6 protein-coding genes are annotated in these 5,579 nt (G+C 37.7%); 5 read left to right on the top strand and 1 reads right to left on the bottom strand.

Annotated elements, in window-relative coordinates; all coding sequences use genetic code 11:
• From PLK24_RS07665 to PLK24_RS07645, 5 genes are all read left to right on the top strand, one after another.
• A partial coding sequence (locus tag PLK24_RS07665) for a substrate-binding domain-containing protein (RefSeq protein ID WP_324477856.1) occupies positions 1 to 753 on the top strand: 753 nt, incomplete at its 5' end.
• Positions 754 to 821: 68 nt separating this feature from the next.
• Positions 822 to 2,330, top strand: a complete 1,509-nt coding sequence (locus tag PLK24_RS07660; protein WP_324477854.1) for a sugar ABC transporter ATP-binding protein — start codon at positions 822 to 824, stop codon at positions 2,328 to 2,330.
• A gap of 42 nt (positions 2,331 to 2,372) precedes the next feature.
• Positions 2,373 to 3,335 (top strand): ABC transporter permease, encoded by a 963-nt coding sequence (locus tag PLK24_RS07655; RefSeq protein ID WP_324477852.1) that lies wholly within the window; start codon positions 2,373 to 2,375, stop codon positions 3,333 to 3,335.
• 18 nt (positions 3,336 to 3,353) lie between these two features.
• Entirely contained in the window at positions 3,354 to 4,340 is a 987-nt protein-coding gene (locus tag PLK24_RS07650; RefSeq protein WP_324477850.1) for an ABC transporter permease, read from the top strand.
• Positions 4,341 to 4,377: 37 nt separating this feature from the next.
• Positions 4,378 to 5,340 carry a sugar phosphate isomerase/epimerase family protein gene (locus PLK24_RS07645; protein WP_324477848.1) on the top strand — a complete coding sequence of 321 codons (963 nt, stop codon included), beginning with the start codon at positions 4,378 to 4,380 and terminating at the stop codon, positions 5,338 to 5,340.
• 33 nt (positions 5,341 to 5,373) lie between these two features.
• On the opposite strand, the gene PLK24_RS07640 is transcribed toward PLK24_RS07645, so the two are convergent.
• The coding region (locus PLK24_RS07640; protein WP_324477846.1) for a PfkB family carbohydrate kinase at positions 5,374 to 5,579 on the bottom strand (206 nt) is incomplete at its 5' end.

Raw genomic sequence — 5,579 nt, 5'->3', positions numbered from 1 at the left:
AATCCCAATTCTTCAACAGCATTAAACCCGGTCATGGAAGAAGCTCAAGAAGCAGGGATCACAGTTGTTGTTTATGACATGCCTATTGATAACGAAAAGGTTCTTGATGTTTTTATGAATCAAGATTGGTGGATGGCCCCTCTTACTGAATGGTTTTGTGAAAAGCTTGGTGGAAAAGGGAATATAGTATACATCAGTGGAATTGCCGATCAACCTGGAAATATCGAAAGAGACGTTTCCGCCGAAAAAGTACTGGCCAAATACCCTGATATTAAACTTTTGGCGAAAGCTAATGGTAACTGGGACCAGGCTGCTGCACAACAGGTTATGAGTGATCTCCTGGCATCTTTCCCCCAAATAGACGGTGTTCTTACCCAAGATGGAATGACTTTAGGAATTATTCGAGCTTTCGAAGCTGCCGGCAGAGAGATTCCAGTGGTCACTGGTGAAACTCAAATAGCTTTCATTAAAAAATGGAAAGAGATGAAAGACGCTGTTGATTTTGATACCGTTGGAATCGTTAATCCCCCCGGTTATGTAAATAATGCCCTGGGTATAGGCTTGAGGCTTTTACAAGGGAAAAAGCTGAAAGACGAAGTCTTAGTCAATGGTCACATCATTTACACGAAACCAAATCTAATTGTCGATAATAATAATATTGATGAGATTTATGATCAATATAAGGACTGGGCGGATTCCTATTACGTGAATTCCTGGTATAGTCAAGAAGAACTTGATACTCTCTTTGAGTAACAATACATATAAATTTACGTTCAGGGCTGGGTTTTGCTGGCCCTGAACGTAAATACTGGATCTAACCAATGTCTTTCATTCTTGAAGCGAGAAACCTAAAAAAAAGTTTTGATGGAGTAGTAGCTCTTTCTGACGCTAATTTTACCCTCAACCAAGGGGAAATTTGTGGCCTAGTCGGAGCGAATGGTTCCGGTAAAACTACCTTTGCACGAATAATCAGTGGTCTCATACATCCTGATTCAGGTCAGCTCTACCTTTATGGATCTCAAATTAGCTTAAAATCACACCTTGAAGCCGAAAGACTTGAGATCTCGATGGTCCATCAGAACCTCAGCCTCATACCGGAAATGACGGTTTGGGAAAATATTAATTTAGGAAGAGAGTTCACCACCCCCTTAGGAATTCTCAAAAAAGAAGCAGCTCTTAATAGAGCCAAAGAAGCTCTTCAAGAACTTCAGGTAAATATTTCTTTTTATGACAAAGTATCCCAATTGGCACCTTCAGACAAACAACTCTTAGAAATCGTTAAAGCTCTATCTCGTCATCCAAAAATTCTAATTCTTGACGAACCAACTGCTTCGCTGGGGTTTAGACAGGTTGATATATTATTTGAAAAACTAAATCAATTAAAAAACAACGGGGTATCGGTAATCTTTATCTCCCATCGGATTTGGGAAATAACCAAAATCTGCGATCGTTTAGTTGCTTTCCGCAATGGGAAAACCGTTGGTGAAGTTGACTTTCATCAACAGCCAAGAGACGAAAGGTTGATCATTCCCCTTATTACCGGAAAAAAAGAAAATGAAAAAAGCATCCACGAAAAACGATCTTATCGAAGCTTTGATACTCATCAATTTGTTCTTGAAGTGGATAATCTTTCAAAAAAAGAAAAACTCCATAATGTTACTTTTAAAATTCGAGAGGGAGAAATCGTCGGATTAGGTGGTTTGAATGGCCAAGGTCAAGAAGAAATTCTTCTCATCCTATCTGGTTATCTGAAAAAAACCTCTGGGAAAATCAAAATGAATAATCAAGAAGTATTTTTAAAAAACTCTGGACAAGCAATCAAGCGTGGAATTTTTTTAGTGCCAGGCGATCGTCAAAAGGAAGGGCTCTTTCTCAATCACAATGTTTTCACAAACCTTATATACCCTCAGGTCGCACTAAAAAAGCAAAAGTTTCTTCTCCCCTTAAAAGAGTTGCATCAAGCAGTCACCACAACCATCCAAACTATATCACTAATACCTCCCGATCCAAGAAAATTAGTCTCTCATCTCAGCGGTGGCAACCAGCAAAAAGTAGTAATTGGCAAATGGTTATCCCTTTCTCCAAAAATATTACTGCTTAATGACCCTACCAAGGGTGTTGACGTAGAAACCAGAAGAAATCTTTATAAAATAATTGCTGATTTATCAAATCAAGGTGTTTCAGTTTTACTTTATGCAAGCGATAATGAAGAACTGATTGCGAATTGTGATCGAGTTTTAATAGTTTTTGAGGGGCAAATTGTTGAAGAAATTTGTGGTGAAGGAATTTGCGAGGAAAATTTGATTGCCTGTTCGCTGCGAGTACAGTAATTCCTTAAAAAAAAGAAATTTATTGGAGAAAATTTGGTAAAAATGAAAAATCGACTAAACTGGAAAAGTATATACCAAAATCCTTCTTTCCCAAGTTTTCTTATTTTAATTGCTATAATTTTCCTTAATGCTTTTCTTCAGCACAACTTCTTTACCTATAGAGCTTTTAAATCAAATTTACTCACCTTTACTCCCCTTATTTTAACCAGTATTGCTCAAGGTTTAGTCATTTTGGTGGGTTGTGTAGATCTTTCTTTAGGAGCCACTATATCTCTAATAACTGTGCTCATGGCTTCTCTTATGGGTGATTCATTATTGAGTATGGTTATCGTGGTGTTTATCGGATCAGGATTAGCGCTTTTAATGAGCTTTATCAATGGTTTCATCATCAGTTATTTCGGCCCTCCTCCTCTGTTAACCACCTATGCTACCTCAGTGCTTTGGTTCGGAATTGCTCTCTTTTTTATGCCAACGCCTGGAGGCTATATACCAAGTCATTTTAGTAAAATGTATCGAAGTGATCTCTTCCCAGGTTTTCCAGTTGTTCTTCTTTTTCTTATCGGAGCCTTTTGCTTCCTCTTTTTCATGAGTAAAACCAGATTTTTTAAACATATTTATGCTGTGGGAGGGAACGAAGAAGCTGCCTATGCCAATGGTGTAAACGTGTTCCTCACTAAAATTAAGGTTTTTTTATTGAGTGGCATCTTTATCGCTTTAGCAGCTATTTGTGTGGTGGCTCAAACGGCTACTGGGGATGCTCGTAGTGGTCTCAGTTTTAGCCTAAACTCGGTTGCTGCTTCCATTATTGGAGGTCTCTCATTCTCTGGTGGAAGGGGGAGCATTATTGGACCGATTATGGGAGGGTTAATTCTTGGACTTCTCATAAATGTTCTTTATTTTGCCAATATAACCTCTTTTTATCAGGAATTTATGAAAGGTATTATAATTATTTTCTCCCTTGCGGTTGGAGCTATTCCAAAATTCCTGAAAGCCCGTTCACTTTAAAACGAGGACAGATAAACAATGAACAATAACAATTCTCCAGTTTTGATTTCAGATAAAATAACACCGAAGGAATTTTTGTTTTCTAAATTAGCTATATCCTTTTATGCAATCATTCTTTTGTTTGTTTTAGGAGAAGTTATTCTTCCCGGTTTTATTAGTTTTTCTCATGTGATGTCCGTTTTTAGGCTTTCGGTTTTTCTGGGTATTGTCGCCTTAGGACAAACCTTAGTTGTCTTATCAGGAAATGAAGGCATCGATTTATCGGTTGGCTCAATCCTCTCTATTGGTGTTGTTTTATCAGCTTTTTTTCTCAACGGACAAAATATTAATATTCCGAAAGCTCTCCTTTTTACACCTACGGTCGGGTTAGCGTTTGGATTGATTAGCGGACTGGCTATCTCATATATTGATATTCCTCCTATTATTATGACTTTAGCCATGGCTAGTGTTGTAGAAGGTACTTCACTTATCATAACTAAAGGATTTCCAACAGGGAATGCTCCGCCTTTATTAGAAACTATTGGAAACGGGAAAATTTTTAATATACCCTATCTCATCTTATTATGGATATTATTAATAATCATTGCTTCTTTCATTCTTAAAAAAACTAAATGGGGAAACCTTCTTTATGGGGTTGGGTCCAACAGCTTAACGGCAGAACTGAGTGGAGTTAGGGTCAAGCGATTCCGAGTATTTGTATACGGAATTTGTGGTGCTATAGCTGCTTTAGCTGGTCTTTTTTTACTGAGCTATACTGGAACCCCTTACCTTAATCTCGGAGCAACTTACACCATGCCCTCAATAGCGTCTCTGGCTATCGGAGGAATATCTCTTGCTGGAGGGAACGGAAATTACATTGGCGCGGTAACTGGTTGTATCATACTCACTACCCTCAACAGTATTTTAGTTGCCCTCCGAACCACTGAAGCTGTTCGACAGATCACTTTAGGCTTACTCCTCTTGATATTAGTAATTGTCTATACTGGACGAAGAAAAAGATGGTAAAAATAAAGAATTAGTTGGTCAAAGGAGATGAATCTTAATGAAAATTGGTATTTTTACCAATTTATTTCAAGATAAACCTCTTGAAGATGTTGCTCAGTATATTTCTTCTTTAGGGTACCAAATGGTTGAACTACCTGCCTGGGAAGGAAATACTCATCTTGATATTGAAAAAGTGTTAAAAGGAGATCGTTCAGTTAAGAAAATACTCAAAAAAAATAATCTTGATATTTCCGCTTTAAATTGCGGAATGCCAGGCCAATTAGTTTTAGGACCACATGACGAGTCCACCGACGAATTTGCTCCATTGCCTGATACGAAAGAAAAAATAAAATATGCTATTTTAATGATGAAAAAAGCCGCACAGGCTGCTTCTGAATTAGAGGTTCCTGTTATTTGTGGGTTTGTAGGTTCCCATGTCTGGGACAAATGGTATATTTTCCCCCCTAAGAATGAAGAGTTATATGAAAAAGGATGGGAAGTATTTGCAGATCGTTGGGGAGATATTTTAGATACCTTTAAAAAATATGGAGTGAAGTTTGCCCTTGAAGTTCATCCCAATGAGATTGCCTATAATATTGAAACCGCTCAGCGGGCAATTCAAGCTTTGGATAATAGAGACAACTTTGGTTTTAACTTTGATCCGAGTCATTTGATATGGCAACTTATTGATCCAGTTGTTTTTATTAAAACCTTTAAAGAAAGGATTTTTCATGCTCATGCTAAAGATTCAGAAATACAAGAAGACGAGGTCCGACGCTCAGGAGTTATCCCTACTGGTTCTTGGATGAGACCGGATCGTGGTTTTCGCTTTCGTGTTCCCGGTTGGGGTGACGTAAAGTGGAAAAAGGTTATGAGTGCTTTGTTAAGTGTTGGGTATAATTATGTTCTCTCTTTTGAACATGAAGATCCAGTGATGTCAAGGGAAGATGGTTGTGAAAAGGCCATTGAATTTCTTAAACCATTAATCATAAAAGCACCACTTCTTAAGGTATGGTGGTAATTTTTCAAAAAGATTTTTAATCTCTCAATTGAGTTATTTTTTTGAATTTTTATATTTTTCTATAAATTCCTGAACTTGTGCCAAATTGGGAATTCCCGTACGCCCTCCTAATTTAGTACACTTTAGGGCAGCAACAGCATTAGCAAAACGAGCCGTGTAAAGAATATCCCAATCTTTCAAAAGGCCAAATACAAAGGCACCATGAAAAACATCACCACAACCGGTTGTATCGACTACGT

Origin of the sequence: Atribacter sp. (assembly GCF_035418125.1) — a bacterium.
GTDB classification, from domain to species: Bacteria; Atribacterota; Atribacteria; order Atribacterales; family Atribacteraceae; genus Atribacter; species Atribacter allofermentans.
The sequence above is the reverse complement of the archived record's forward strand: the minus strand, read 5'-3'. Positions and strand labels throughout refer to the sequence as shown.

What these genes read in the sequence shown, in the direction of transcription:
- PLK24_RS07660 (WP_324477854.1), top strand. Translation starts at nt 822, where the DNA reads ATGTCTTTCATTCTTGAAGCGAGAAACCTAAAAAAAAGTTTTGATGGA.
- PLK24_RS07655 (WP_324477852.1), top strand. Translation starts at nt 2,373, where the DNA reads ATGAAAAATCGACTAAACTGGAAAAGTATATACCAAAATCCTTCTTTC.
- PLK24_RS07650 (WP_324477850.1), top strand. Translation starts at nt 3,354, where the DNA reads ATGAACAATAACAATTCTCCAGTTTTGATTTCAGATAAAATAACACCG.
- PLK24_RS07645 (WP_324477848.1), top strand. Translation starts at nt 4,378, where the DNA reads ATGAAAATTGGTATTTTTACCAATTTATTTCAAGATAAACCTCTTGAA.